We start from the raw sequence: 25,586 nt of genomic DNA on the forward strand, positions 1-25,586 counted from the left end.
TGAAGTTAATCGAAGCCACATCTTTCTCTCATTCCGAACGACTAAGGTGCACCTCATGAATCAGTCGCTCCCCAGGCTCGGCCGGATCAGCAAGGCTGTCATCCCGGCCGCCGGCCTCGGCACCCGCTTCCTCCCGGCGACCAAGGCGACGCCGAAGGAGATGCTGCCGGTCGTCGACAAGCCGGCCATCCAGTACGTCGTCGAGGAGGCCGTCGCGGCCGGCCTCTCGGACGTTCTGATGATCACCGGCCGCAACAAGCGTCCCCTGGAGGACCACTTCGACCGGAACTACGAGCTGGAGGAAGCTCTGATCCGGAAGGGCGACGACGAGCGCCTCTCCAAGGTCCAGGAGTCCAGCGACCTCGCCACCATGCACTACGTGCGCCAGGGTGCCCCGCGCGGCCTCGGCCACGCCGTGCTGTGCGCGGCCCCGCACGTCGGCGACCAGCCCTTCGCGGTGCTCCTCGGCGACGACCTGATCGACCCCCGGGACCCGCTCCTGTCGCGGATGGTGGAGGTCCAGGAGCGCGAGGGCGGCAGCGTGATCGCGCTGATGGAGGTCGAGCCCTCGCAGATCCATCTGTACGGCTGCGCGGCCGTCGAGGCGACCGACGACGCGGACGTGGTGCGGGTGACGGACCTGGTCGAGAAGCCGGAGCCGGCGGAGGCGCCCAGCAACTACGCGATCATCGGCCGCTATGTGCTGGATCCGGCCGTCTTCGGGATGCTGCGCGAGACCGAGCCGGGCCGCGGCGGCGAGATCCAGCTGACCGATGCCCTGCAGAAACTGGCCTCCGACGAGAAGATCGGCGGGCCGGTGCACGGCGTCGTGTTCAAGGGGCGCCGCTATGACACCGGTGACCGCGGGGACTATCTGCGTGCCATTGTCAGACTCGCGTGCGAACGTGAAGATCTGGGACCGGACTTCCGGGCCTGGCTCCGGAGGTATGTCAGCGAGGAGATGTAGGACCTTGAGCAGCAGCGCGGCACCGTCGCCGTCGGGCGAGCACGGCGATGTCCATGACCACGAGCACGGCCCGGCGGACCCCTGCGCGGGTCCGGCCCGCGGTCTCTGGTCGGTGGACGAGCACCTGGCCGACATCCTCGCGACGGTCGGCCCGCTCGAACCCATCGAGCTCCAACTCCTCGACGCGCAGGGCTGTGTCCTCGTCGAGGACGTGACGGTGCCGGTCGCGCTGCCGCCCTTCGACAACAGCTCCATGGACGGGTACGCGGTGCGGGTCGCCGATGTCGCCGGTGCCACCGAGGAGTTCCCCGCCGTCCTCACGGTCATCGGCGACGTCGCCGCCGGTGACGGCGGGCTGCCGACCGTCGGCCCCGGAGAGGCCGCCCGGATCATGACGGGCGCCCCGCTGCCGCCCGGCGCCGAGGCCGTCGTCCCCGTCGAGTGGACCGACGGCGGTACGGGCGGGGGCGCGGCCACCGGCATGCACGCCGCCAGCACCGCCCCGGAGGGCGCGCGCGGCGAGGTGCGGGTGCACCGGTCCGCCGAGGCCCGGGCGCACGTCCGCGCGCGCGGCAGCGACGTACGGGCCGGGGAGCTCGCCCTCGCGGCGGGCACGGTCCTCGGTCCGCCGCAGATCGGCCTGCTCGCCGCGATCGGCCGGGGCACGGTGCGGGTCCGTCCCCGCCCGCGGGTGGTCGTGATCTCCACCGGCAGCGAGCTGGTCCAGCCCGGCGAGCCGCTGGGCGAGGGCCAGATCCACGACTCCAACAGCTTCGCGCTGGCCGCGGCCGCGCGGGACGCCGGCGCCCTCGCCTACCGGGTGGGGGCCGTCACCGACGACGCCGAGACGCTGCGGGCCACGATCGAGGACCAGCTCATCCGGGCGGACCTGATCGTGACGACGGGCGGGGTGAGCGTCGGCGCGTACGACGTGGTGAAGGAGGCGCTGACCGCCGACGGGCAGGTCGACTTCCGGAAGCTGGCCATGCAGCCGGGCAAGCCGCAGGGCTTCGGCGCGGTCGGCGCCGAGCAGATCCCGCTGCTCGCGCTGCCGGGCAACCCGGTCTCGTCGTACGTCTCCTTCGAGCTGTTCGTCCGGCCCGCGATCCGGGCCCTGATGGGCGTCGAGCACCTCCACAGACCCACGGTCCGGGCGGTCCTCGTCGCCGACAAGGCCCTCTCGTCGCCGGCCGGCCGCCGGCAGTTCCTCCGGGGGACGTACGACGCGGAGGCGGGCACCGTCACTCCGGTGGGCGGCGCCGGCTCGCACCTCATCGCGGCCCTCGCGCACGCGGACTGCCTGCTCGTGGTCCCGGAGGAGGCGGACGGCGTGGAGCCGGGCAGCGAGCTGGAAGTGGTCCTCCTCGGCTGAGGGGGCGAGGGTGGGGGTACGGTGTCGTCCCCATACAGCGACCGGGAGTGTCACGGCCATGAGCACGCAGCAAGGTCTCACCCACATCGACGAGGCGGGTGCGGCCCGCATGGTCGACGTCTCCGCGAAGGACGTCACGGCCCGCACCGCGCGGGCCAGCGGGCGGGTCCTCGTCTCGCCGCGCGTGATCGAGCTGCTGCGCGGCGAGGGCGTCCCGAAGGGCGACGCGCTCGCGACCGCCCGCATCGCCGGGATCATGGGCGCCAAGAAGACCCCCGACCTCATCCCGCTCTGCCACCCGCTGGCGGTCTCGGGCGTCACCCTGGACCTGGCGGTCACGGACGAGGCGGTCGAGATCCTGGCGACCGTGAAGACCACGGACCGCACGGGCGTCGAGATGGAGGCCCTGACGGCGGTCTCCGTGGCGGCCCTGACGGTCGTCGACATGGTGAAGGCGGTCGACAAGGGCGCGGTCATCTCCGACGTACGGGTGGAGGAGAAGACGGGCGGAAAGTCGGGCCACTGGACGCGGAGCGGGTCGTGACGCGCGGGGGCCGGGTGGCCGGGGTCCATGACCACGAAGCCCCGCTTTCCGCGTACCGGGCGCTGGTCGTCACCGCCTCCAACCGGGCGTCGGCCGGGGTGTACGAGGACAAGGGCGGCCCGCTGATCGCCGAGGGCCTGACCCGGATGGGCTTCGACGTCGACGGCCCGCAGGTCGTCCCGGACGGGGCGCCGGTCGAGGCCGCGCTGCGGGCCGGGGTCGAGGCGGGGTACGACGCGATCGTCACCACCGGCGGTACGGGCATCTCGCCCACCGACGAGACGCCCGAGGTCACCCGCCGGGTCCTGGAGCGCGAGATCCCCGGCATCCCGGAGGCCATTCGCGCGTACGGCCGCGAGAAGGTGCCGACGGCGGCGCTGTCGCGCGGGCTCGCGGGGGTCGCGGGCGGCACGCTGATCGTGAACCTGCCGGGGTCCACCGGCGGGGTGCGGGACGGGCTCGCGGTCCTGGAGCCGATCATCCGGCACGCCGTCGACCAGATCCGCGGCGGCGACCACCCGAGACCGTCATGATCCCGTCCTGGCCCGTGGTCCTGGTGGACGGGGACGTCGTCCTCCGCCCGATAAAGATGGGCGACCAGCGGGCCTGGCGCGAGGTGAACCGGCGCAACCGCGAGTGGCTGCGGCCCTGGGAGGCGACGGTTCCGCCCCCGGCGCCGGGCGGCCCGGTCGCGCAGCGGCCGACGTACCGTCAAATGGTCCGCCATCTGCGGTCGGAGGCGAAGGCGGGCCGGATGCTGCCGTTCGTCATCGAGTACCAGGGGCGTCTCGTCGGGCAGTTGACCGTGGCGGGGATCACCTGGGGTTCGATGTGCTCGGGGCACGTGGGCTACTGGGTGGACAGCGAGGTGGCCGGGCGCGGGGTGATGCCGACGGCGGTCGCGCTCGCTGTCGACCACTGCTTCCGCGCGGTCGGGCTGCACCGGATGGAGGTGTGCATCCGCCCGGAGAACGGGCCTTCGCGCCGGGTCGTGGAGAAACTCGGCTTCCGCGAGGAGGGGATGCGCCCCCGCTATCTCCACATCGACGGCGCGTGGCGGGACCATCTGGTCTTCGCGATGACGGTGGAGGAGGTGCCGGAGGGATTGCTGCGGCGCTGGCGTCAGACGAGAATGGCATAAACGTTCGAATTTAATCGCCAGTTGGCACACGAACGATCTGAACAATCACAAAAAAGTTCAGTGATATCAGCCAGATCGTGCGACACACCGGGCCAATTGGCCGATGCCCGTAACGGAACCCCTCTACCGTGTGAGGCGTGAGCAGCAGCGGCCTCATCTACGCAGTCATCGTCGGGGCCTGGGCCGCCTACTTGGTGCCGATGTGGCTCCGCAGGCAGGACGAGCTGAACGAAGCCCGTCCGACGGAACGCTTCAGCACCGCCATCCGGCTGCTGTCCGGACGGGCGGGGATGGAGCGCCGGTACGCCAAGGAGCTCAAGGAGCGGGACCTTACGGCGGAGGGACCGACGCCCGACGTGGACCCGGACGCGGCGACCGAGCATCTGAGCTCGGTCGACGTCCGGGCCTTTTCCGCGCCCGCGGCCAGGACCGAGGCGCGCCTCGAACTCCCGGCCCCCGAGCCGGAACCCGAGCCGGAACCCGCCCCCGCGCCCGCCTCGGCTCGCGCCGCCACCGGCGCGGCGGCCGAGCGGGCCCGCCGGGGCAAGGTCCTCGCCAGGCGCCGGCGCACCACGACGCTCCTCTTCGCCGGGTTCACCCTCGGCGCGGTCGTCGCGGCCGTCGGCGGCGTCCCCTTCCTGTGGGCGCCCGCGGTCCCGGCCCTGCTCCTGAGCGCGTACATCGTGCATCTGCGGGTCCAGGAGCGGCGGCGCTTCGTGTACGTGATGGACCGGCGCCGCGCGGAAGCGGCGGCGGCCCGGCTGCGCGAGAGCCGTCGCCCCACCCCGACGCCCGAGCCGGAGGCCGAGCAGTCCCCGGTCTCGACGCCGCCCGTGTCCCCGCAGGAGGCCGGCCGGCGCGCCCTGGTCGAGCAGACGGACCACGCGGAGTGGGTGGACCAGCAGCGCGAGCGTGGCCCGGCCCGCGGCGACAGCTGGGAGCCGGTCCCGGTCCCGCTCCCCACGTACGTCACGGCGCCGGTCGCGCCGCGCGCGTCGAGCGGCGTCGACATCACGGACCCGGAGACGTGGAGCGCGGCCCGCTCCTCCACGGCGGCGGACCCGACCCCCGCCCCGTCCCCGGCCCCCCGCCGCCGCCAGGCCCCGCCCCGCCGCGGCCGCGACAACGGCCGCACGCCCCTCTTCGACCAGTACGCGGAGGACGACCGCCCCCGGGCGGCCAACGAATGACCCCACCGGGGGCCCGCGACGAGCCCCCGGTGACCTGCGGCGGAACGGATTTTTGCGTGAGCCGGTCGGGATGCTAATGTTTCACACGTCGCAAGGGCCTGTGGCGCAGTCTGGTAGCGCACCTCGTTCGCATCGAGGGGGTCTGGGGTTCAAATCCCCACAGGTCCACAGACACTAAGGATCCCGTCCGATCGAAAGATCGGGCGGGATCCTTTCTTTGTGCCCGGCGGGATGCCCGGGCGGGATGCCCGGCAGGCGATCCTGGCCCGGGCGTGAGGGTCAGATGAGGCTCTTCGCGAAGCAGCGGCTGTTGGGGTAGTCGCGGTAGTGGCCGAACTTGGTGCAGGGTTCGTAGCCGCTGGAGGTGTAGAGGGCGATGGCTTCCGGCTGGGCCGTGCCCGTTTCCAGGACCATGCGGGTGCGGCCGGCCGCGCGGGCGTCGGCTTCGAGGGTGGCGAGGATGCGGCGGGCCAGGCCAAGGCCGCGGGCCTCGGGGATGACGTACATGCGCTTCAGCTCGGCGTCGCCGTCCGCGTAGCCCTCGTCGTTCAGGTCCTGCGTGCGCCAGCCGCCGGTGGCCACCGGGAAGCCGTCGGCGTCGTAGGCGAGGAGGTAGAGGCCGTGCGGGGGGTCGAACATCCCGGCGTCCAGCGGTGTGACATCGCCCTCGTCGCCGTAGCGGGCGGCGTATTCGAGCTGCACCGCGTCGTTGAGTTTGACGGCGTCGGGGTGGTCATAGGGCGTGGGCTGGATGTTCATGCGGAATATCGTACATGTATGCAGCAACTGGGTGTCGGTATTCTCCCGGGATGCTCACTGTCACGTCCGTGAATGTCAATGGTCTCCGCGCCGCCGCGAAGAAGGGCTTCGTCGAGTGGCTGGCCGGCACCTCCGCCGACGCCGTGTGCCTTCAGGAGGTGCGTGCCGAGGAGGCGCAGCTGCCCGCCGAGGTGCGGGCGCCCGAGGGCTGGTTCACCGCCCACGCGCCCGCCGCCGCCAAGGGCCGGGCCGGCGTCTCCCTGTACACGCGCCGCGAGCCCGACGCGGTGCGCGTCGGCTTCGGGTCGAGCGAGTTCGACGGCAGCGGACGGTACATCGAGGCCGACCTGCCCGGTGTGACCGTCGCCAGCCTCTACCTGCCCTCCGGCGAGGTCGGCACCGAGCGCCAGGACGAGAAGATGCGCTTCCTCGGCGAGTTCCTGCCGTACCTGAAGGAGCTCAGGGCCCGGGCCGCCGCCGACGGCCGCGAGGTCGTCGTCTGCGGAGACTGGAACATCGCCCACCGCGAGGCCGACCTCAAGAACTGGAAGGCCAACAAGAAGAACGCCGGCTTCCTCCCCGAGGAGCGGGAGTGGCTCGGGCGGGTCTTCGAGGAGGGCGACGGCGGGTACGTCGATGTCGTGCGGGCCCTGCACCCCGATCAGGAGGGGCCCTACTCCTGGTGGTCCTACCGCGGCCGCGCCTTCGACAACGACAGCGGCTGGCGCATCGACTACCAGGTCGCCACCCCCGGCCTCGCCGCCAAGGCCGTCAAGGCCTACGTCGAGCGCGCCGCCACGCACGCCGAGCGGTGGAGCGATCACGCCCCCGTGACCGCCGTCTACGAGCTGTAGACCGACCCCGGGCGGTAGCGTGCCGGGGAAGGCAGGGGATTCAGGGGGAGTCTTGAGCGCGCGCATCCTGGTGGCCGAGGACGATCCGAAGCAGTCGCGGCTGATCCGGATCTATCTGGAGCGGGAGGGGAACACCGTCCAGGTCATGGCCGACGGACGCTCCGCCCTGGAGCGCGTCCGGTCCGTCCGGCCCGACCTCGTCGTGCTCGACGTGATGCTGCCCGCCGTCGACGGGCTCGACGTCTGCCGCATCCTGCGCTCCGAGGGATCGGACGTGCCGATCCTCCTGCTGACCGCGCGCAGCACCGAGGAGGACATGCTCCTCGGCCTCGACCTCGGCGCCGACGACTACCTCACCAAGCCGTACAGCCCGCGCGAGCTGACCGCCCGGGTCCGCGCGCTCCTGCGCAGGTCCCGGGCGACCGGCGCCGCCGCCCGCGACGAGCTGCTGCGGGTCGGCGCGGTCGAGCTCGACACCGGCCGGTTCGAGGTGCGCGTCTCCGGCCGGCCGGTGGCCCTGACCTCCAAGGAGTTCTCCCTCCTGGAGGTCCTCGCCCGTGAGCCGGGCCGCGTCTTCACCCGGACGCAGATCATCGAGCGCGTCTTCGGCTTCGGCAGCGACGTCCTGGAGCGGACCGTGGACGTCCACGTCCGGAACCTGCGGCTGAAGCTGGAGGCCGATCCCGCCCGGCCCCGGTATCTGGAGACCGTGTACGGGCGGGGGTATCGCCTCTCGGAGGCGGAGGCGGAGGCGGAGGCGGAGGCGGAGGCGGCAGCGGAGGACTTGGGGGAGCGGGCTTGAGTTTCCGGCTGCGGGTCTTCTCGCTCATTCTGCTCGTCGCCCTGGCCGCCACCTCCGCCACCGCCTGGCTCACCCTGCGCCAGGTCACCGGCCAGCTCCGCGAGTCCGCCGCCGCCGACCGGCAGTCCGTCACGCGGATCACCGAGGAACTGCGCGCCTACGGCGCGAACCGCGGCACCTGGGACGGGGTCGCCCCCACCGTCCGGGCCCTCGCCGAGAAGACCGGACAGCGGATCAGGGTCGGCACCGACCGGCAGGGGCAGATCGCCGACTCCGACGTCCTCCTCGGCCGTGACCCGAGGCCCGGCGGCACCGCGCCCGCGCTCCTCGTCGACCCGCGGCCCGTGCTGGACTTCCCCCCGAGCTTCACCCCCGCGTCGATGCCCAAGGTGACGGCCTCGGTGATCCGCGCCTACGACTCGGGCGTCACCTACGCGGCCTGCCTGACCCGCGTCGGGCACAAGGTCACCGTCCTGCGCGGCAAGTTCGGGATGCCGCTCTTCCAGGACGGCGGAATTGCTCCGGGAGGCGTGCCCGGTGGCGCGCCCTGCACCGAGGACCGTACGAGCGGGCCGCGCCCCGCCGACGACGCCGCCACTCAGGCCTGCCGCTCGGAGCGGGCCGCCGAGGTGCTCACCTGCCTGCGCCGGGTCTTCACCGAGCGGACCGCCGCCGTCGCTCCCCAGCCGCTCACCGTGCGGCTCGGCGCTGTCGACGACGCAGGGCAGTCCCTCGCCGCAGGCCCCACCGCCGTCGTCGCGGCCGGGGTGGCCGCCGCCGCGCTCGCCTGCGCGCTGCTGCTCAGCCGGGCCGTCCTCCGCCCCGTACGGGCCCTGACGTCGGCCTCCCGGGGCCTCGGCGAGGGCGACCTCGGGCGCCGGGTGCCCGCCTCGGGCCGGGACGAGATCGGGGAGCTCGGCCGCTCCTTCAACCGGATGGCCGACTCGCTCCAGGACAGCGAGGAGCGGCAGCGCCGCCTCGTCGGCGACATCGCGCACGAGCTCCGCACCCCGCTCGCCAACCTCCGCGGCTATCTGGAGGCCCTCCGCGACGGCGTCCTGGAGGCCGACGCCGAACTCCTCGACTCGCTCCACGAGGAGGTGCTGCTCCAGCAGCGCATCGTGGACGACCTCCAGGACCTCGCGCTCGCCGAGGCGGGCGCCCTCACGTACCACCGCAGGACCCTGGACGCCCGCGAGCTCGTCGAGGCCTGCCGCACCGCGCACAGCGCCCGGGCGGCGGCGGCCGGCGTCGCGCTCGACGTGGTGGGGGCGGGGCCCGGCACCGTACGGCTGGACGGGGACCCGGACCGGCTGCGCCAGGCCCTCGGCAATCTCGTCGGCAACGCCGTACGCCACACCGCCCCGGCGGGCGGTGTGGTGCGGCTGGAGCTGACTGAGGAGGACGGACTCGTGCGGATCGCGGTACGGGACACCGGCAGCGGGATCCCGGCCGCCGACCTCCCGCACCTCTTCGACCGCTTCTGGCGGGCGGACGCGGCACGCGGGCGGGCCACCGGCGGCAGCGGGCTCGGGCTCTCGATCGCCCGTCAGATCGTGGCGGACCACGGCGGGGACGTCGAGGTGACGAGCGAGGTGGGGGTGGGCTCGGTGTTCACCGTCGTGCTTCCCGCGACCCGGAGCTCCGCTCTCTGAGCGTCACGGGCCGGCCAGTGCCACCGTCGGGGCCAGGCGGCTCGCCCGTACCGCCGGATAGAGCCCCGCGAGCATCCCGATCACCAGCGTCGCCCCCACCCCGGCCGCCGTCGCCCACACCGGGACCACTGTCGGCCAGCCCCTGCTCAGCGCATACGCCGCCGTGATCAGCGTCCCCAGGACCGTGCCGCCGAGGCCGCCGATCACCGACAGGAGCAGCGACTCCGTGACGAACTGGGTACGGATCTGCCCCTTGGTGGCCCCGAGCGCCCGGCGCAGTCCGATCTCCGGGCGGCGCTCCAGGACCGAGATCACCATCGTGTTGCCCACCCCGACCCCGCCGACGAGCAGCGCCACCCCGCCGAGCCCGAGGAGCAGCCCCGTGAGCGTCGACTCGGCGGCCTCGCGGGCCGCGAGCGCGTCCGAGGGGCGGGAGACCTGGACCTCGGAGGGGTTCGCCGGGTTCGCCGTGGCCGGGAGGACCGCCCGTACCGCCGCGACGGCGCTGTCGTCGGCGCGGACGTAGACCGTCGACGGACGACCGTCGAACCGGAGGTACGTCCGGGCCGCCGGCCAGCCGACGAGCGCCGCGCCGTCCAGCTCGGGAGCGAGGGGTACGGGGTCGAGGACGCCGATCAGGGAGAACCAGCGGCCCCCGATCCAGACCCGGGTCCCCGGGGCGTACACGTCGAGCCGCTGGGCCGCCGTCGCGCCGAGGACGACCGCCGGATAGGCCTCGGTCGCCGCGTCCAGCCAGCGGCCCCGGCCGACCCGGGCGCCGACGGCCGGGAGCAGGCCGTCGTCGGCCGCGAGGACGGTGAGGGAGCCCGTACGGCCCACGGAGATCCGCTCGTTGCGGTAGACCTTCGCCTCGGTCGCACCGGTGGCGGCGACCTCCCGGACCGGCGGTACGCGGTCGATCATGCGGACCGCGTCCGCCGGGAGCCACGTCTTCTCGCCGCCGAGCGTGGCGCCCGGCGCGACCCGCAGCAGATTGGTGCCGAGGGCGTCCAGGCGGCGGTCCACCTCCGCCCGGCCCGAGCCGGAGATGCCGACCACCGCGATCATGGCGGCGACGCCGATCGCGATGCCGAGGGCGGAGAGGAAGACCCGCAGGGGGCGGGTGCGCAGGCCGGTCCCGCCGAGGCGGACGACGTCGGCGGGGCGCAGTCGGGCCGGTCGGAGGAGAGTGGCGCTCCCGGCTCCCGCGGCGCGTCCTCTCCCTCGTGGGGACGGGATCATCCGAGGGCTCCGATCGTGGGTTCCGCTGTGGGATCCGCCGTGGGTTCGGCCGTGGGTTCCGTGCTCGTGTCGGCGACCACCCGGCCGTCGCGCATCTCGATGCGGCGGGGCAGGGCCGCGGCGATCTCCCGGTCGTGGGTGATGACGACGACGGTCGTCCCGGCCGCGTGCAGCTCGCGCAGGAGCGCCAGGACCGCCGCGCCCGACGCCGAGTCGAGGTTTCCGGTCGGCTCGTCGGCGAGCAGGACCGCCGGGCCGCCGACCACCGCCCGTGCCACCGCGACCCGTTGGCGCTCGCCGCCGGAGAGCTGGTGCGGCAAGTGGTGGACGCGGTGGCCGAGCCCGACCCTGGCCAGGGCCGAGGCCGCGCGGGCCCGGCGGCGGCGCAGGGGGAGTCCGGCGTAGAGGAGGCCGTCCGCGACCGCGTCCAGGACGGGGACGCCCACCGCGAGGTGGAACTGCTGGAAGACGAAGCCGATCCGGGTGGCCCGCAGGGCGGAGACCTCCCCGTCGGTGAGGGCCGCCACGTCGTGCCTGTCCACGAGGACCCGGCCCGTCGAGGGGCGGTCCAGGCTGCCCATCAGGTTCAGCATGCTGGACTTGCCGGAGCCCGACGGGCCCACGATCGCGACGAGTTCGCCGCGGCGGACGCGCAGGGTCACGTCCCGGACCGCCGCGACCCCGCCCGGGTACGTCTTCGAGACCTCGTGGAACTCCACCACGGTGTCGGGGGCGCTCATTGGGGGATCCTCACCTTCATGCCCTCGCCGAGCGCCGGGCCGCTCACCTCCACCATGCCGTCGGCGAACAGACCCGTCCGGGCCGCGACGAAGCGGCCGTCGGGGGTCTCCAGGCCGTGCCCGCCCTCGGCCAGGGCCACCAGGGCCGCGACCGGCACGGTCAGGACGTTCTCCCGCTTCCGGCCCACGTACTCGACGGTGACCGGGCCGCCCTCCAGGCGGCCGAGGGCCCGCTGGTCGGGGACGGTGACGGTGACCGGGACCGTCGGCGCCGCACCCGCGGCGCCGCCCTCGGGTGCGGTCGCCTCCCGGCCCACCGACGCGACCCTGCCCTTCACCGGGCTTCCGTCGGGCAGGCCGACGGTGACCTCGGCGCCGCGCAGGGCCCAGGCGGCCTCCTCCGCCGAGGCGTCGACGACGACCTTGCGGGTCGTGCCCGTGTACGTCAGGGCGTTCTCCCCGGCGGCCGCGCCGAGCCGGACGCCCGCCTTGCCGATGCGGATCCGGCCGGAGGCGTAGACGACGTCGCCGAGGCCGATCCGGCCGGTCTCGGGCAGGTCCAGGGACTTCTGCCAGCGCTTGACGGCCCGTTCGGTGGCGGACGTGAACTTCTCGTCGACGGTGAAGCCCGTGTAGCCGAGCGCGGCGAGGTTGGACTCGAACTGGAGGACGTCCATGCCCTGGAGGGGGCGCGGGGGTGTGGTGCGGGGAGCCGTCGTCGCCGGTCTCTTGTCTCCGTCCTGCTTCGGAAAGGCACTCGGTGGGGCACTCGGTGGAGTATCAGGGGCCGGGGCTTCCGGGGGCGCCGTGCCAGCCGTCATGCCCAGCTCGCGGTACATCGGCAGCGTGCCGTAGAGCAGCACCACCGGGCGGTCGTCCACCCGCAGCAAGGTGTCCCCGCGCTCGGCGGTCGCGCCCGCCTCCGGGAGCCAGGTGACCGTGCCGGTCGCCTTCACGGGGAGCGGTGTCTCGTTCCCGTATCCCAGTGTTCCCTCGACCTTGGTCCGTTCGACGAGGGTCGCGCGGGTGACGGCGACCGTGGAGCCCGCGCGTGGCGGGGCGGTCGGGGCCTCGCCGTCCCCGCCGCCGAGGCCGAGCGCGCCGACGGAGGCGATCGTCCCGACCACGACGACGGCCGCGGCGAGGAGGACGGTACGGCTCCGGCGGCGGCCGGGCGCTGAAGGGGCCGTGGCGTCCGTGGAGTCTGTGGCGTCCGTGGTGTCCGTGAACGTGTCGCTCATCGTTCAGCCCTTGCCCGGGCCATGCTCCACCGGGTCGCCGATGATCGGCGCGCAGGTGCGGGCGGCCTGTTTGGCGGCGGCCGTGGTCGCGTTCCACTGCTGGTCGTCCCCGTAGGCGTGGCCGTCGGCTTCGGGGTCGGGGAAGTCGGGGGCGCCGTTCTTCTGCATGCAGTCGGCGAACTCGAACTGCTTCTTGATCTGTTCGGGGGTGAGCTTGGGGGCGAGCCTGCGCTCGATCTCCGCCGGGACGGCCGCCTTGTCCGCGCTGCACTTCTCCAGGGCCCTGCGGCTGGTGGGGTCGGTCTTGAGCGGGCGGGCGTCGCCGAGGTCGACCTGGCCGTTCTCGTCCGGGTCGGGGGCGTCGATGCCGTTCGCGCGCAGGCACTTCACCCAGGCGCGCTGGGCGTCGACGTACGCGGTGACCTCGTCCTTTCCACTGCCGCTGCCACCGCTGCCGGTCGTCTTTCCCGTACCGCCGGACGCGGTGCTCTCGACCGCCGTCGGGATCTTTCCGGTCTCGTCGCCGTCCCCGCCGCAGCCGGTCAGCGCGAGGGCCAGGCCGGCCGCCGCGGCGGTGAGCAGCAGGCGGTTCGTCCTCATGTGTTCTTCCGTCCTTCCGTCGGGCCCCGGCCGCGAGCGCGGTGAGTGGCCCGACCGTAGGACCGGGGTCATGAAGAACTTTTGAAGAACCTGTCAGGTGGCCGTGATCAGGCGGTTCCGGGGTGGAGGCGGCGGTCCAGGGCCATCGACAGCTCCGCCTCCACCACGCTCTTCGCGAGCGGGCGCAGCCGCCCCAGGTCGTCCTCGGTCGCGTGGGCGCGCAGCAGGTCGGTGAAGAGCTCCGCGAGCGCGTCGGCGTGTTCGCGGACACGGGCGCCCGCCTTGAGGACCTCGGCGAGCGGGACGCCCTCGCGGACGAGCGCGGCGGAGACGTCGAGCAGCCGGCGGCTGATGTGGATGATCTCCTCGCCGTCGGTGACGAGGTAGCCGAGGTCGAGGGCGGCCGCGAGGTTCTCGGGGGTGACCTCGCCGGCGAAGTGGTCGGCGAGCTCCTCGGGGGTGAGGCGGACGGGCTCCTCCTCGGTGGGGGAGCCGAGGGCGAGGACCTCGCGGACGTTCCGGCCGCTCTCGAAGGCGGTGGTGAGGTCGGCGATGCCGGTGAGGGTGTGGCCGCGCTCCAGGAGGGCGGCGATGGTACGCAGCCGAGCGAGGTGGTGCTCGTCGTACCAGGCGATGCGGCCCTCGCGGCGGGGCGGCGGGATCAGTCCGCGCTCGCGGTAGAAGCGCAGGGTGCGCACGGTGATGCCCGCGGCCGTCGCGAGCTCCTCCATGCGGTACTCGCGTACGCCGTCGGGCGCTGCCTCGCGCGCGCCCGCGTCGGGTCCCTGTTCTTCGCCTGATCCTTCTGCCACGCACGCCAGCCTATGTTGTACCGCCGGTAACTTTCCCTCGCCGTACCCCTACCGCTCGGTATGGAGCTGCTCTACAGTCCCGACTGTGCCAGTGATTGCTGGCGTGATCTGCCGGGCGCACGGGAGGCGGCATGGCGAAGCACGAGCACGTACGGGTGGCGGTGATCGGATCGGGATTCGGTGGCCTGGGGGCCGCCGTCCGGCTGCGCCGCGAGGGAATCACCGACTTCGTCGTCCTGGAGCGGGCCGACTCCGTGGGCGGCACATGGCGCGACAACAGCTACCCCGGCTGTGCCTGCGACGTGCCCTCGCACCTCTACTCCTTCTCCTTCGCGCCCAATCCCGACTGGCCGCGGACCTTCTCCGGACAGCGCCACATCCGCGCGTACCTGGAGCATGTCACGGACACCTTCGGGCTCCGCCCCCACCTGCGCCTCGGCCACGAGGTGCTGCGGATGGAGTGGGACGCCGAGGCGCTCCGCTGGGAGATCGAGACCGGGCAGGGCTCCTTCAGCGCCGAGGTCGTCGTCTCCGCGACCGGACCGCTCTCCGACCCCAAGATCCCCGACATCCCGGGGCTCGCCGACTTCCCCGGCAAGGTCTTCCACTCCGCCCGCTGGGACCACGACTACGACCTGACCGGCAAGCGCGTCGCCATGATCGGCACCGGCGCCTCCGCCATCCAGATCGTGCCCGCGATCCAGCCCCTGGTCGAGAAGCTGACGCTCTTCCAGCGCACGCCCCCGTGGGTCATGCGCCGCATGGACCGCGCCATCAGCGGCCCCGAGCGCTGGCTCCACCGGGCCGTGCCCGTCACCGGCACCCTCCGCCGCGGCCTTCTCTGGGGCATCCGCGAACTCCAGGTCGGCGCCTTCACCAAGCACCCGAACGAACTCGGACTCATCGAGAAGCTCGCCAAGGCCAACATCGCCAAGGCGGTCAAGGACCCGGCGCTGCGGGCCAAGCTGACGCCCTCGTACCGCATCGGCTGCAAGCGCATCCTGCTCTCCAGCACCTACTACCCGGCCGTCGCCCAGCCCAATGTCGACGTCGTCGCCTCCGGACTGCGCGAGGTCCGCGGCTCGACCGTGGTCGCCGCCGACGGCACCGAGACCGAGGTCGACGCGATCGTCTTCGGCACCGGATTCCACGTCACCGACATGCCGATCGCCGAGCGGGTCGTCGGCGCCGAGGGGCGGACGCTCGCCGAGACCTGGAAGGACGGCATGGAGGCGCTGCGCGGCGCCACCGCCGCCGGCTTCCCCAACTTCATGACGGTCATCGGCCCCAACACCGGCCTCGGGAACTCCTCGATGATCCTGATGATCGAGTCCCAGCTGAACTACATGGCCGACTACCTGCGCCAGCTGGCTGCGCTTGATTCCTCTGGGCTAGGCGGGCGGGCCGCGCTCGCCGTCCGGCCCTCCGCCGTCGGCGCCTGGAACCGCAAGGTGCAGACGCGGATGGAGCGCACCGTCTGGAAGTCGGGCGGCTGCGAGAGCTGGTACCTCGACGCCAACGGCCGCAACACCACCCTGTGGCCGGGGACGACGGGCGAGTTCCGCAAGGAGACCCGGCGGGTCGACCTCTCCGAGTACGAGGTGCTGCGCGCGCCCAAGACGGCCCCGGCGGCGAAGACCCGTCCCTCCCGCAAGAAGGAGACCGCCAAGTGAGCCGGCACCTCACCTCGCTGCCCGCGTCCCGGGAGCTCACCGCCGTCTCCGCCGACGGCTCCCGCATCCACGTCGAGGCGTACGGCCCCGAGGGCGCCCCCGTCGTCGTCCTCGCCCACGGCTGGACCTGCTCGATCGCCTTCTGGGCCGAGCAGATCCGGGCGCTCGCCGCCGACCACCGGGTCATCGCCTACGACCAGCGCGGCCACGGCCGCTCCCCGCTCCCCGCCGGCCCCTCCGGATACTCCGTCCGGGCCCTCGCCGACGACCTCGAAGCCGTCCTCGCGGCCACCCTCGCCCCCGGCGAGAAGGCCGTCGTGGCCGGGCACTCCATGGGCGGCATGACCGTGATGGCGGCTGCCTCCCGCCCCGGCTTCCGGGAGCACGCGGCGGCCGTACTGCTCTGCTCCACGGGGCCCTCGCGGCTGACCGCCGAGGCCACCGTCGTCCCGCTCCGCCCGAGCGGACGGCGCACCCGGCTGACCCGGGGCGTCCTCGGCGCGAAGGCCCCCCTCGGGCCCGTCACGCCGATATCGAAGAAGATCCTCAAGTACGCGACGATGGGCCCCGGTTCCGCCCCGGAGCGGGTCGACGCCTGCGCCCGGATCGTGCACGCCTGCCCGCGCGGCGCCCGCGTCGGCTGGTCCCACGTCCTGTCCGAGCTCGACCTCGAAGCGGGCGTACGGGAGCTGGACCTGCCGGTGGCCGTCCTCGTCGGCACCGCCGACCGGCTCACCCCGCCCGTCCACTCCCGGGCCATGGCCGAGGCGCTCCCGCAGTGCGTGGGGCTCCTCGAACTCACCGGCGCGGGCCACATGACGCCGGTCGAGGCCCCCGAGGCCGTCACCGCGCGGATCCGCGAACTGACCGGCACGTACCTGAGGGACATGCTGGGAACGTCCCTCGAAGTGAAGGAGAAGGCATGAGCCGGGTCAGCCTGGAAGGACAGGTCGCGGTCGTCACCGGAGGCGCGCGCGGCGTCGGCGAACTCCTCGCCCGCAAGCTCTCCGCGCGCGGCGCGAAGATCGCGCTCGTCGGCCTGGAGCCCGAGCAGCTCAAGGACGTCGCCGGCCGGCTGCACACCGAGGCCGACTGGTGGCACGCCGACGTCACCGACCACGAGGCCATGGCCAAGGTCGCGGCCGAGGTCAAGGAGCGGTTCGGGAAGGTCGACATCGTCGTCGCCAACGCCGGTGTCGCGGCCGGCGGTCCGTTCGTCGAGTCCGACCCGGACGCCTGGCGGCGGGTCATCGAGGTCAATCTGATCGGCGGCGCCGTGACCGGCCGGGCGTTCCTGCCCGTCCTCATGGAGTCCCGCGGGTACTTCCTCCAGATCGCCTCGCTCGCGGCGCTCACCCCGGCCCCGATGATGACGGCGTACTGCGCCTCCAAGTCGGGCGTCGAGGCCTTCGCGCACAGCCTGCGCGCCGAGGTCGCGTACAAGGGCGTGCGGGTCGGCGTCGGTTATCTGTCCTGGACGGACACCGACATGGTGCGGGGCGCCGACCAGGACGACGTGATGCGCGAGCTCCGCTCCCGGCTGCCGTGGCCCGCGAACCGCACGTACCCCCTCGGCCCGGCCGTCGACCGGATCGTCGCGGGCATCGAGCGGCGCTCCTCCCACGTGTACGCGCAGTGGTGGCTGCGCGGGATGCAGTCGGTCCGGGGCTATCTGCCCGGGATGATCGCGACGGTCGGGCAGCGCGAGATGCGGCGCTTCGAGCCGCGCCTCGGCTCCGTGTCCAAGGGGCTCGTGGGCGCGGGCGGCGCGGCCGACGAGCAGGAGCGGGCGGGGGACGCCTCCCGGCGGTGACGGGCGCCCGGTGACGGGGAGTGAGGGGGAGTGGCTGATCGAAATGCGTGGGATGTGCGCCCGTGCAAGGCTGGTCGAGCCCGATGGGGCACGACGCCCCGTCACCCCCACACACCCTTCTAGGAGTGAATCTTCATGGGCATGAAGGACCAGTTCCAGGACAAGGCGGAACAGCTCAAGGAGCAGGCCAGGCAGGCCGCGGGCAAGGCGAAGAACGAGGCGTCCGAGCGCGCCTCCCAGGGTCAGCGCCGCGAACGCACCGAGGACGAGACGCGCAGGGCCCAGCAGGAGGCCCAGGACCGTTTCGACCAGGACTACGACGCCTGACGACCGTCCTACGGACCCGTCCTGCGGACGGTCAGGTTGAGGAAGGCGCACCCGGGACGCCGGGTGCGCCTTCGCGTGTTCAAGGCTCCGGCGGGCGGGGGGCGCTGGGCACGATCGCGAAGGTCCGGTCGAGCAGGACGCTCTCGGCGCGGTTCTGGAGGCGGCGCGCGACCCGCTGGAGGTCGGCGGTCCGGGAGGACGGGAGCGATACGGCGAGGGCGGCCGCCGAGGAGCCGACCGTGATGGGGACGGCGGCGCAGACGGAGCCGAGGGCGTACTCCTCGTACTCCAGGAGGGGCTGTCCGCGCCGCTGCGAGGCGAGGCGGCGCTCGATGGCGGTGCGGCCCGCCACGGTGTGCCGGGTCAGCGGCGTCGCGGGGTGCCGGTCGAGGTGGTCGGCGCGCTCCTCGTCGCCGAGCTGGGCGAGGAGGGCCTGCCCGGCGGCGTGCGCGTGGCCGGTGAGACCGAATTCGGCCCATTCGGTGACGGGCGGGCAGTCGGGGTTCCGGGAGACGGCCGTCACCCGTATCTCGCCCTCGCGGTAGATGACGAAGTAGACAGCGGCGCCGAGTTCGAGACTGAGGGCGTCCGCCCACTCCTGGGTGGGGAGCCCCTCGGGCGCGGAGGGCTGCGGGACGGCGAGGCCGGCCGGGTCCGCGAGGGCGTATCCGTGGCGGTCCTTGCTCACCAGGCCCTCGTGGCAGAGGGTGCGCAGCAGGTGGTACGCGGTGGGAAGCGGCAGGTCCGTGTCGCGCGCGAGCTGCTTGGCGCTCGCGCTGCCGCCCCGGTGGTTCAGGGCGCGCAGCAGGTGGACGGCGCGCTGCACCGACTGGATGAGGGTCTGGCCGGTCGGTGGGCGATCGGGCATGCGGGTTCCTGTTCTGCATCTTCTGCATCCTGGACGGCGTGCTCCGCCCGGCGGGTCTCCGCCGAATCCGGCCCCGGGCCGCAGGATATTAGGGCGCCCTTTTCCCGGGCGAACGCATACCGTGCCCCCCATGCCTGAACTGCAGCGACTGCGCCCCGACCACGCGCCCGCCCTGCTCGTGTTCGAGCGGGAGAACCGGAGCTACTTCGCCGCGTCCGTGCCCGACCGGGGCGACGCGTACTTCGAGGAGTTCGAGGACCGGCACCGGGCCCTCCTGGACGAGCAGGAGACCGGTGCGATCCACTTCCACGTCCTGGTGGGGGAGGGCGGGGAGATACTCGGCCGGTTCAACCTCGTGGACGCCGTCGACGGGGCCGCCGAGCTCGGCTACCGGGTCGCCGAGAAGGCGACCGGGCGGGGCGTGGCGACGGCCGGGGTGCGCGAGGTGTGCCGGCTGGCGCGGGAGGCGTACGGGCTGACCAGGCTGACCGCCGCGACGACCCTCGACAACGCGGGGTCGAGGGCCGTGCTCGGGCGGGTCGGTTTCGGTGCGGTCGGGAGCGTGACGCTGGACGGGGAGCCGGGGACGTCGTACGAGCTGGACCTCGGCGCTGCCCACACGTAGGACGTGTGTGACGTCTACGCGTCGGACCTCGGCGGTAGTTTCGGGCGGGATCGGTCGGGGACGGCCTCGTAGCCCGGGGGGCTGGCCGGCGGGGTCTTCGCGAGGAGCGAGAGGGCGACGTGCACGGCGTCGTCGAGCTGGGCGTGCCGTCCCTCGGCCCAGTCGAGGGGGGTGCGCAGGACCGAGAGGTCGGGTTCGACGCCGTGGTTCTCCAGGGACCAGCCGTACTCGGGGAACCAGGCCGCGTTCATCGGGACCGTGATCTGGGTGCCGTCGCCGAGCCGGTGACGGCCGGTCATGCCGACGACCCCGCCCCAGGTGCGCTGGCCGACGACGGGCCCGAGGCCGAGGAGCTTGAAGGCGGCGGTGATCATGTCGCCGTCGGAGGAGGTGGCCTCGTCGGCGAGGGCGACGACCGGGCCGCGCGGGGCGTTGGAGGCGTACGAGACGGGCTGGGCGTTCCGGGTCAGGTCCCAGCCGAGGATCTTGCGGGTGAGTTTCTCTATGACGAGCTCGCTGATGTTGCCGCCGGCGTTGCCTCGGACGTCGACGATGAGCGCGGGCCGGGAGACCTCCATGCGCAGGTCGCGGTTGAACTGCGCCCAGCCGGAGCCGCCCATGTCGGGGATGTGGAGGTAGCCGCAGCGGCCGCCGCTGAGCTCCCGGACGACGGCCCGGCGTTTGGCGACCCAGTCCTGGTAGCGCAGCGGCCGTTCGTCGACGAGCGGGACGACGGCGACGCGGCGGGAGCGGCCCTCGCCCTCGGCGGGGGTGAAGGTCAGCTCGACGGTGGTGCCGCCGGTGCCGGAGAGCAGCGGGTACGGCCCGGCGACCGGGTCGACGGGCCGGCCGTCGACATGGGTGAGGACGGCGCCCTCGCGGATGCCGGTGCCGGCGAGCGGGGAGCGGGCCTTGGAGTCGGAGGACTCGCCGGGCAGGATCCGCTTCACCGTCCAGCCGGCCTCGCGGGGCACGAGGTTGGCGCCGAGCAGGCCCATGGGCCGCTGGTAGTGCGGCGGGCCCTCGTTGCGGCGGGCGGGGGTGACGTACGCGTGGGAGGTGCCCAGCTCGCCGACGACCTCGCGGAGCAGGTCGGCGAACTCGTCGGGGGAGGAGACCCGTTCGACGAGCGGCCGGTACTGGTCGAGGACGGCCGTCCAGTCGACGCCGCCCATGCCGGGCTCCCAGAAGTAGGCGCGGACGATCCGGCCGGCCTCGTCGAAGGCCTGCCGCCACTCGGCGCCGGGGTCGACCTCGTGGAGGATGCGCCGCAGGTCCAGGTAGACGGTGGAGTCGCCGTCGCCGGACTCGGTGGAGGGCACGGCCCGCAGCTCGCCCTCGTCGGCGACGACGAGCCGGGTGCCGTCGCCGCTGACCGCGAACCAGTCGAGGTCCTTGGCGAGTTCGGTCTTGCGGGCCTTGGTGATGGTGAAGTGTTCGAGCGAGGGACGGCCCGAGGTGTCGGCGGGGTTGGCGAAGGTCTCGCCGAGCGCCCCCGAGATGGGCCAGCGCAGCCAGACCAGGCCGCCGCCGCTGACGGGGTGCAGCGCGGAGTACTTGGAGGCGGTGACCGGGATGGGGGTGACCCGGTCGGGGAGCCCCTCGATCTCGACGGTGACGGTGCCGTCGCCGGTGTCCGTCTCGTCGTCGGCGGGGTCGAGACCGCCGGCCGCCGGGCGCCCGTCGGGCAGCAGCGCGAAGGGGGACGGCGTCGCGGAGGAGAGCGGTACGAGGTAGGGGCGGCAGCCGAGCGGGAACGACAGGTCGCCGGTGTGCACGTCGTACACCGGGTCGAAGCCGCGCCAGGAGAGGAAGGCCAGGTAGCGGCCGTCCCGGGTGAAGACCGGGTTCTCGTCCTCGAAGCGCCCGTTGGTGACGTCGACGACGGTCCGGGCGCCGGGGCCCGAGATGCGGGCCATCTTGATGGAGCGCAGGGAGCGGCCGATGCCCGGGTGGGACCAGGTGAGCCAGGAGCCGTCGGGGGAGAAGGCGAGGTCGCGGACGGGCCCGTTGACGGACCGGATCAGCTCGGTGACCTCGCCGTTGGAGTCCTCGGTGGCGTCGATGAGGAGGAGCCGCCCGTCGTGGGAGGCGATCGCGAGCCGCTCCCCGTCGGGGTCGGAGATGAGCTCCTCGACCCGGCCGAGCTGGCCCGAGGCGAGCCGGCGCGGCGGCCGGTCGCCGCTGGCGCGCGGCAGGTAGGCGACCTCGACGGCGTCCTCGCCCTCGGCGTCGGTGACGTACGCGACCTGGCCGCCGCTGCCGAGCATCTCGGGCAGCCGGACGCGGACGCCCGGCGAGTCGATGATCGTCCGGGCCGGGCCGTCGCGGTGCGTGAGCCAGTACAGGCTGCCGCGTACGGAGACGGCGCTGGCCCGGCCGGTCTCGTCGACGGAGACCGCGTCGACGTGGTGGGCGGCGGGCACCTGGTAGTGACGGCGGCCGACGCGCTGCCCGCCGAGCCGGACCTCCAGCTTCCGGGGGCGGGAGTCGGGGGTGAGGTCCTCGACGATCCACAGCTCGCCCGCGCACTGGTAGACGACCCGGCGGCCGTCGGTGGAGGCGTGCCGGGCGTAGAAGGCGTCGTGGTCGGTGTGGCGGCGCAGGTCGGTGCCGTCGGGCAGGCAGGAGTAGAGGTTGCCGACGCCCTCGTGGTCGGAGAGGAAGGCGACCCGGCCGCCGACGGCCATCGGGCAGTCCAGGTGGCCGCCGATGTCGGGCAGGAGCCGTTCGCCGTGCAGCCAGAGCCGTCCGGTGGCGCCGCCGAGGTACCGCTTCCAGGCGGCCGGCTCGTGCGGCGGCTTCCCGGTGAGGAGGAGGGTGCGGCGCTCGCCCTCGGCGCCGCCGCAGTGCTCGGTGACGGCGATGTCCGAGACCGGGCCCCAGGGCATGCGGAGGCCGGGGGAGCCGTCGGTGGGGACGGTGTAGGCCCAGGAGTAGTACGAGAAGGGCTGGCCGTGCGAGGAGACGGCGAGGATGTCGGAGCGGCCGTCCCGGTCGGGATCGGGGGGCGTCCAGCCGCACACGCGGGTGTCGGTCGAGCCCCAGTAGGTGAGGCGCCGGGCGGATCCGCCGTCGATGGGGACGAGGTGGATCTCCGGGTCGAGGCTGCGCCAGTTCGTGTACGCGATGTGGCTGCCGTCCGGCGAGAAGCGCGGGTGGCCGACCCGGGTGCGGTCGACGGTCAGCCGCCAGGCCCGGCCGGGGCGGTGGCCCTCGGGGGCGAGGGGCGCGATCCAGAGATCGTCCTCGGCCGCGAAGCACAGCAGGTCGTCGTGGAGGTGCGGAAACCGGAGATACGCGACGTCGTCACTCACCTGTACATGCTTTCCGCGCGGAGGGGGTGCGGCAACTCGTACGTATGTCCCGATGTCCTGTTGTCCCGGAAGGCGGGGACTGTGGGCCAGGACACGTACGAAACGGTTTCGTTTCGCTGGGGGCGCGGGTACCTTCGTACTGTACGAAACCGTTTCGTTCGCACCGTCGGATCGGAGGAGCCGTTCATGGCCCGCAGCAGACTCACTCCCGAGCGGGAGTCCGAGCTGTACGCAGCCGTGCTCGACCTCCTCCGCGAGGTCGGCTACGACGCCCTCACCATGGACGCCGTCGCCGCCCGCACCCACTCCAGCAAGGCCACCCTCTACCGCCAGTGGGGGAGCAAGCCCGAACTGGTCGCCAGGGCGCTGCGCGCCAACAAGCCCGCCGATCTCGCCGAGATCGACACCGGCTCGCTGCGCGGCGACTTCCACGAGCTCACGGAGCGGACCGACGACTGCCAGATGGAGAAGGACTCCGCGCTGATGCGGGGCCTGGCCCATGCCGTCCACACCAACCCCGAACTGCACCGGGCGCTGCGCGAGCTGCTCATCGAACCCGAGATGAACGGCCTCGACGAACTGCTGCGCCGAGCGGTCCGCCGGGGCGAGGTCGCCGCCGACAACCCGGCGCTGAAGCTCCTGCCCCACATGCTGATCGGTGCGTTCATCGCCCGGCCGCTGATCGACGATCAGCCGGTCGACCGCGATTTCCTGCGTACCTACGTCGACGCCGTCGTGCTCCCCTCACTCGGCGTCTGACCCACCTTCATCACCTGCACCACCCGCACCACCTGACGTCGAACCGCTCACGCCGTCGGGCCGGCTCCCCATGTCCTGTCCCACCCCACACTGGGAGTACGCCCCCGTGGCCACGTTCCTGTACAAGCTCGGCCGTTCCGCCTTCCGGCGCCGACGGCTCGTCGCCCTCCTCTGGGTGGCGCTCCTGGCGATAGCCGGGGTCGGCGCCGCCACCGCGCCCGCCCCCACGTCCGGATCCTTCTCGATCCCCGGCACCGAGGCCCAGCGCGCCTTCGACCTGCTCGAAGAGCGCTTCCCGGGCGCCGGCGCCGACGGGGCCACGGCCCGCGTCGTCTTCAAGGCCCCCGAGGGCCAGAAGATGACCGACCCGGCCCACAAGGCCGTCGTCGAGGAGACCGTCTCCGCGCTGAAGTCCGGCTCGGACCAGATCGTCTCGGTCACCGACCCCTACACCGCGCAGGCCGTCTCGCGGGACGGCTCCACGGCCTACGTCTCCGTCGCCTACAAGGTCAACGGGATGGAGCTGACCGACGAGACCCGCGAGGCGCTCACCCAGGCCGGGCAGAACGCCCAGGGCAAGGGGCTGACCGTCGAGGTCGGCGGCGACGCCCTCCAGTCCATGCCGGAGACCGGCGCGGGCGAGATCGTCGGCGTGGTCATCGCCGGCATCGTGCTCGTCATCACCTTCGGTTCGCTCGTCGCGGCGGGGCTCCCGCTGCTCACCGCGATCATCGGCGTCGGCATCGGCGTCTCCTCGATCGCGGCCCTCGCGAACGTCCTCGACCTGGGCTCCACCACCTCCACCCTCGCGATGATGATCGGCCTCGCGGTCGGCATCGACTACGCCCTCTTCATCGTCTCCCGCTACCGCGCGGAGCTCGCCGACGGGCGCGAGAAGGAGGACGCGGCGGGCCGCGCGGTCGGCACGGCGGGCTCGGCGGTCGTCTTCGCCGGACTCACCGTCGTCATCGCCCTCGTCGGCCTGGCCGTCGTCAACATCCCGATGCTGACGAAGATGGGCTTCGCCGCCGCCGGCACGGTCGTCATCGCCGTACTGATCGCCCTCACCCTCATCCCGGCGCTGCTCGGCTTCGCGGGGAACAAGGTCGTCGGCCGCAAGCAGCGCAAGGGCACCGCCACCACCGGCGACAAGCCGAACGGCGGCACCCGCTGGGCCCGCTTCGTCATCCGCCGCCCCCTGATGGTGCTGCTCGTCGGCGTCATCGGCCTCGGTGCGATCGCCGTGCCCGCCGCCTCCCTGGAGATGGGCCTGCCGGACGACGGCGTGAAGCCCACCTCGACCACCGAGCGCCGGGCGTACGACGCGCTGTCGGACGGTTTCGGCCCCGGCTTCAACGGCCCGCTGCTCGTCGTCGTCGACGGCGACAAGGCCACCGCGGACAAGACGGTCTCCACGATCAAGGGCCTCGAAGGCTGGGCGGCGGTCACCCCGGCGACCCCGAACAAGGCCGGCGACGCCGCGATGATCACGGTCGTCCCGAAGGACCGCCCGTCCTCCGTCGCCACCGAGGACCTGGTCCACGACATCCGGAACTCCACCGGCGACGACGTCCTCGTCACCGGTGCCACCGCGATGAACATCGACTTCTCGCAGAAGATGAACGACGCGCTCGTGCCCTACCTGGCACTCGTCGTCGGCCTCGCCTTCCTGCTCCTGACGGTGGTCTTCCGCTCCATCCTGGTCCCGCTCAAGGCGGCCCTCGGCTTCCTGCTCTCCGTCGTCGCCGCCCTCGGCGCCGTCGTCGCGGTCTTCCAGTGGGGCTGGCTCGGCAGCCTCTTCGGGGTCGAGCAGACCGGCCCGATCATGTCGATGATGCCGATCTTCATGGTGGGTGTCGTCTTCGGCCTCGCGATGGACTACGAGGTCTTCCTCGTGACCCGCATGCGGGAGGCGTACGTGCACGGCGAGCGGCCCGGCGAGGCGATCGTGACCGGCTTCCGGCACAGCGCCCGGGTGGTCGTCGCCGCGGCGGTCATCATGATCGCGGTCTTCTCCGGCTTCATCGGCATGACGGACCAGATGATCAAGATGATCGGCTTCGGTCTGGCCGTCGCGGTCCTCTTCGACGCCTTCGTGGTCCGGATGGCGATCGTCCCGGCCGTGCTCGCGCTCCTCGGCCACAAGGCCTGGTGGCTGCCGAAGTGGCTGGACCGGGTCCTGCCGAACGTGGACGTGGAGGGCGAGAGCCTCGCCGCGACGACGGGTGAGGACACGCCCGCCAAGCCGGACCTCGTGAAGGTCTGATCCCCGGGTCCGGCTCCGT

Annotated in this window: 24 protein-coding genes and 1 tRNA gene; 17 read left to right on the forward strand and 8 right to left on the reverse strand. The window is 73.1% G+C overall.

Annotated features, from left to right (window positions below):
• Nucleotides 1-55 precede the first annotated feature (55 nt).
• The 7 genes from galU to ASC82_RS18630 all read left to right on the forward strand — a co-directional run bounded on the left by galU (nt 56) and on the right by ASC82_RS18630 (nt 5,382).
• Entirely contained in the window at nt 56-967 is a 912-nt protein-coding gene (gene galU, locus ASC82_RS18600) for a UTP--glucose-1-phosphate uridylyltransferase GalU (RefSeq protein WP_056649009.1), read from the forward strand.
• Nucleotides 968-971: 4 nt separating this feature from the next.
• Nucleotides 972-2,339 carry a gephyrin-like molybdotransferase Glp gene (gene glp, locus ASC82_RS18605; protein ID WP_079039359.1) on the forward strand — a complete coding sequence of 456 codons (1,368 nt, stop codon included), beginning with the start codon at nt 972-974 and terminating at the stop codon, nt 2,337-2,339.
• 58 nt (nt 2,340-2,397) lie between these two features.
• Nucleotides 2,398-2,883 carry a cyclic pyranopterin monophosphate synthase MoaC gene (gene moaC / locus ASC82_RS18610; RefSeq protein WP_024754798.1) on the forward strand — a complete coding sequence of 162 codons (486 nt, stop codon included), beginning with the start codon at nt 2,398-2,400 and terminating at the stop codon, nt 2,881-2,883.
• 14 nt (nt 2,884-2,897) lie between these two features.
• Nucleotides 2,898-3,416, forward strand: a complete 519-nt coding sequence (locus ASC82_RS18615) for a MogA/MoaB family molybdenum cofactor biosynthesis protein (protein ID WP_056649607.1) — start codon at nt 2,898-2,900, stop codon at nt 3,414-3,416.
• Complete coding sequence (locus tag ASC82_RS18620) at nt 3,413-4,024, forward strand: GNAT family protein (protein ID WP_056649011.1); 612 nt, start codon at nt 3,413-3,415, stop codon at nt 4,022-4,024. Before ASC82_RS18615 ends, ASC82_RS18620 begins: the two co-directional genes overlap by 4 nt.
• 137 nt (nt 4,025-4,161) lie before the next feature.
• On the forward strand, nt 4,162-5,214 hold the full coding sequence (gene glpR, locus ASC82_RS18625) for a gephyrin-like molybdotransferase receptor GlpR (protein ID WP_056649013.1): 1,053 nt from the start codon (nt 4,162-4,164) through the stop codon (nt 5,212-5,214).
• Nucleotides 5,215-5,308: 94 nt separating this feature from the next.
• A tRNA-Ala gene (locus tag ASC82_RS18630) sits at nt 5,309-5,382 on the forward strand.
• A 111-nt stretch (nt 5,383-5,493) separates the two neighbouring features.
• Here the strand turns inward: ASC82_RS18630 and ASC82_RS18635 are convergent.
• Nucleotides 5,494-5,973 (reverse strand): GNAT family N-acetyltransferase, encoded by a 480-nt coding sequence (locus ASC82_RS18635; protein WP_056649015.1) that lies wholly within the window; start codon nt 5,971-5,973, stop codon nt 5,494-5,496.
• A 50-nt stretch (nt 5,974-6,023) separates the two neighbouring features.
• Here ASC82_RS18635 and ASC82_RS18640 point away from each other — a divergent pair, with 50 nt between their 5' ends.
• From ASC82_RS18640 to ASC82_RS18650, 3 genes are read left to right on the forward strand one after another with little or no spacing between them, the layout of a single operon-like run.
• A complete protein-coding gene (locus tag ASC82_RS18640; protein WP_056649017.1) occupies nt 6,024-6,827 on the forward strand; it encodes an exodeoxyribonuclease III in 804 nt (267 codons plus the stop codon).
• A 52-nt stretch (nt 6,828-6,879) separates the two neighbouring features.
• Nucleotides 6,880-7,629, forward strand: coding sequence for a response regulator transcription factor (locus ASC82_RS18645; protein ID WP_056649019.1), 750 nt, complete (start codon nt 6,880-6,882; stop codon nt 7,627-7,629).
• On the forward strand, nt 7,626-9,284 hold the full coding sequence (locus ASC82_RS18650; protein ID WP_056649021.1) for an ATP-binding protein: 1,659 nt from the start codon (nt 7,626-7,628) through the stop codon (nt 9,282-9,284). Before ASC82_RS18645 ends, ASC82_RS18650 begins: the two co-directional genes overlap by 4 nt.
• 3 nt (nt 9,285-9,287) lie before the next feature.
• On the opposite strand, the gene ASC82_RS18655 is transcribed toward ASC82_RS18650, so the two are convergent.
• From ASC82_RS18655 to ASC82_RS18675, 5 genes are all read right to left on the reverse strand, one after another.
• Complete coding sequence (locus tag ASC82_RS18655) at nt 9,288-10,526, reverse strand: ABC transporter permease (RefSeq protein WP_056649023.1); 1,239 nt, start codon at nt 10,524-10,526, stop codon at nt 9,288-9,290.
• A complete protein-coding gene (locus tag ASC82_RS18660) occupies nt 10,523-11,266 on the reverse strand; it encodes an ABC transporter ATP-binding protein (protein WP_056649025.1) in 744 nt (247 codons plus the stop codon). The genes ASC82_RS18655 and ASC82_RS18660 overlap by 4 nt, the downstream gene beginning before the upstream one ends.
• Nucleotides 11,263-12,507 carry a peptidoglycan-binding domain-containing protein gene (locus tag ASC82_RS18665; protein WP_056649027.1) on the reverse strand — a complete coding sequence of 415 codons (1,245 nt, stop codon included), beginning with the start codon at nt 12,505-12,507 and terminating at the stop codon, nt 11,263-11,265. Before ASC82_RS18665 ends, ASC82_RS18660 begins: the two co-directional genes overlap by 4 nt.
• A gap of 3 nt (nt 12,508-12,510) precedes the next feature.
• Nucleotides 12,511-13,107, reverse strand: a complete 597-nt coding sequence (locus ASC82_RS18670) for a hypothetical protein (RefSeq protein WP_056649029.1) — start codon at nt 13,105-13,107, stop codon at nt 12,511-12,513.
• 107 nt (nt 13,108-13,214) lie between these two features.
• The gene (locus ASC82_RS18675; protein WP_056649032.1) at nt 13,215-13,838 is read right to left on the reverse strand and encodes a MerR family transcriptional regulator; all 624 of its coding nucleotides are present in this window, start codon (nt 13,836-13,838) and stop codon (nt 13,215-13,217) included.
• A gap of 212 nt (nt 13,839-14,050) precedes the next feature.
• Between ASC82_RS18675 and ASC82_RS18680 the strand changes: the two genes are divergently transcribed.
• The 4 genes from ASC82_RS18680 (at nt 14,051) to ASC82_RS18695 (ending at nt 17,732) form a co-directional block, all read left to right on the forward strand.
• Nucleotides 14,051-15,592, forward strand: a complete 1,542-nt coding sequence (locus ASC82_RS18680; RefSeq protein ID WP_056649034.1) for an NAD(P)/FAD-dependent oxidoreductase — start codon at nt 14,051-14,053, stop codon at nt 15,590-15,592.
• Complete coding sequence (locus ASC82_RS18685) at nt 15,589-16,518, forward strand: alpha/beta hydrolase (protein ID WP_056649037.1); 930 nt, start codon at nt 15,589-15,591, stop codon at nt 16,516-16,518. The genes ASC82_RS18680 and ASC82_RS18685 overlap by 4 nt, the downstream gene beginning before the upstream one ends.
• On the forward strand, nt 16,515-17,405 hold the full coding sequence (locus ASC82_RS18690; protein ID WP_056649039.1) for an SDR family oxidoreductase: 891 nt from the start codon (nt 16,515-16,517) through the stop codon (nt 17,403-17,405). The genes ASC82_RS18685 and ASC82_RS18690 overlap by 4 nt, the downstream gene beginning before the upstream one ends.
• A gap of 135 nt (nt 17,406-17,540) precedes the next feature.
• Complete coding sequence (locus ASC82_RS18695) at nt 17,541-17,732, forward strand: hypothetical protein (RefSeq protein ID WP_056649041.1); 192 nt, start codon at nt 17,541-17,543, stop codon at nt 17,730-17,732.
• A 79-nt stretch (nt 17,733-17,811) separates the two neighbouring features.
• On the opposite strand, the gene ASC82_RS18700 is transcribed toward ASC82_RS18695, so the two are convergent.
• Nucleotides 17,812-18,600: a helix-turn-helix domain-containing protein gene (locus ASC82_RS18700; protein WP_056649043.1), complete on the reverse strand. Its 789-nt coding sequence runs from the start codon at nt 18,598-18,600 to the stop codon at nt 17,812-17,814.
• 130 nt (nt 18,601-18,730) lie between these two features.
• On the opposite strand from ASC82_RS18700, the gene ASC82_RS18705 reads away from it, so the two are divergent.
• Nucleotides 18,731-19,225, forward strand: coding sequence for a GNAT family N-acetyltransferase (locus tag ASC82_RS18705; RefSeq protein ID WP_056649046.1), 495 nt, complete (start codon nt 18,731-18,733; stop codon nt 19,223-19,225).
• A 14-nt stretch (nt 19,226-19,239) separates the two neighbouring features.
• On the opposite strand, the gene ASC82_RS18710 is transcribed toward ASC82_RS18705, so the two are convergent.
• Nucleotides 19,240-22,542, reverse strand: a complete 3,303-nt coding sequence (locus ASC82_RS18710) for a S41 family peptidase (RefSeq protein WP_056649050.1) — start codon at nt 22,540-22,542, stop codon at nt 19,240-19,242.
• Between the two features lie 186 nt (nt 22,543-22,728).
• Here ASC82_RS18710 and ASC82_RS18715 point away from each other — a divergent pair, with 186 nt between their 5' ends.
• Nucleotides 22,729-23,301, forward strand: coding sequence for a TetR/AcrR family transcriptional regulator (locus tag ASC82_RS18715; protein ID WP_056649052.1), 573 nt, complete (start codon nt 22,729-22,731; stop codon nt 23,299-23,301).
• Between the two features lie 106 nt (nt 23,302-23,407).
• Nucleotides 23,408-25,567 (forward strand): MMPL family transporter, encoded by a 2,160-nt coding sequence (locus ASC82_RS18720; protein WP_056649055.1) that lies wholly within the window; start codon nt 23,408-23,410, stop codon nt 25,565-25,567.
• Nucleotides 25,568-25,586: the final 19 nt, after the last annotated feature.

It is taken from the genome of Streptomyces sp. Root431, from assembly GCF_001426585.1.
Lineage (GTDB): Bacteria > Actinomycetota > Actinomycetes > Streptomycetales > Streptomycetaceae > Streptomyces > Streptomyces stackebrandtii.

Excerpts from the sequence above, each read along its gene's own strand:
- galU (WP_056649009.1), top strand. The coding sequence starts at position 56 with ATGAATCAGTCGCTCCCCAGGCTCGGCCGGATCAGCAAGGCTGTCATC.
- moaC (WP_024754798.1), top strand. The coding sequence starts at position 2,398 with ATGAGCACGCAGCAAGGTCTCACCCACATCGACGAGGCGGGTGCGGCC.
- ASC82_RS18620 (WP_056649011.1), top strand. The coding sequence starts at position 3,413 with ATGATCCCGTCCTGGCCCGTGGTCCTGGTGGACGGGGACGTCGTCCTC.
- ASC82_RS18635 (WP_056649015.1), bottom strand. The coding sequence starts at position 5,973 with ATGAACATCCAGCCCACGCCCTATGACCACCCCGACGCCGTCAAACTC.
- ASC82_RS18640 (WP_056649017.1), top strand. The coding sequence starts at position 6,024 with ATGCTCACTGTCACGTCCGTGAATGTCAATGGTCTCCGCGCCGCCGCG.
- ASC82_RS18655 (WP_056649023.1), bottom strand. The coding sequence starts at position 10,526 with ATGATCCCGTCCCCACGAGGGAGAGGACGCGCCGCGGGAGCCGGGAGC.
- ASC82_RS18660 (WP_056649025.1), bottom strand. The coding sequence starts at position 11,266 with ATGAGCGCCCCCGACACCGTGGTGGAGTTCCACGAGGTCTCGAAGACG.
- ASC82_RS18665 (WP_056649027.1), bottom strand. The coding sequence starts at position 12,507 with ATGAGCGACACGTTCACGGACACCACGGACGCCACAGACTCCACGGAC.
- ASC82_RS18670 (WP_056649029.1), bottom strand. The coding sequence starts at position 13,107 with ATGAGGACGAACCGCCTGCTGCTCACCGCCGCGGCGGCCGGCCTGGCC.
- ASC82_RS18675 (WP_056649032.1), bottom strand. The coding sequence starts at position 13,838 with ATGGAGGAGCTCGCGACGGCCGCGGGCATCACCGTGCGCACCCTGCGC.
- ASC82_RS18680 (WP_056649034.1), top strand. The coding sequence starts at position 14,051 with ATGGCGAAGCACGAGCACGTACGGGTGGCGGTGATCGGATCGGGATTC.
- ASC82_RS18690 (WP_056649039.1), top strand. The coding sequence starts at position 16,515 with ATGAGCCGGGTCAGCCTGGAAGGACAGGTCGCGGTCGTCACCGGAGGC.
- ASC82_RS18695 (WP_056649041.1), top strand. The coding sequence starts at position 17,541 with ATGGGCATGAAGGACCAGTTCCAGGACAAGGCGGAACAGCTCAAGGAG.
- ASC82_RS18700 (WP_056649043.1), bottom strand. The coding sequence starts at position 18,600 with ATGCCCGATCGCCCACCGACCGGCCAGACCCTCATCCAGTCGGTGCAG.
- ASC82_RS18705 (WP_056649046.1), top strand. The coding sequence starts at position 18,731 with ATGCCTGAACTGCAGCGACTGCGCCCCGACCACGCGCCCGCCCTGCTC.
- ASC82_RS18715 (WP_056649052.1), top strand. The coding sequence starts at position 22,729 with ATGGCCCGCAGCAGACTCACTCCCGAGCGGGAGTCCGAGCTGTACGCA.